The organism is Cytobacillus praedii (genome assembly GCF_001439605.1).
In the GTDB taxonomy this organism is placed as follows: domain Bacteria; phylum Bacillota; class Bacilli; order Bacillales; family Cytobacillaceae; genus Cytobacillus; species Cytobacillus praedii.
In genome coordinates, this window is record NZ_LMBX01000038.1 from 37,726 (window position 1) to 37,955 (window position 230).

The window sequence follows — 230 nt, forward strand, 5'->3', positions numbered from 1 at the left end:
AAAAAAGCAATGCAAGCTGCAGTAGAAGCATTTAAAACGTGGAAAAAAGTAAAAGCAGAAACACGTGCAGATGTATTATTCAAAGCAGCTGCTATCATTCGCCGCCGCAAGCATGAGTTCTCTGCACTTTTAACAAAAGAAGCGGGTAAGCCTTGGAATGAAGCAGATGCTGATACAGCAGAAGCGATCGATTTCCTTGAATTCTATGCACGTCAAATGTTGAACATTAA

Annotated in this window: 1 protein-coding gene; it reads left to right on the plus strand. The window is 40.4% G+C overall.

Annotated features, from left to right (window positions below; translation table 11 throughout):
• Positions 1-230: aldehyde dehydrogenase family protein (locus ASU02_RS27135; RefSeq protein WP_232426332.1), on the plus strand; the 230-nt coding region annotated here is incomplete at both ends.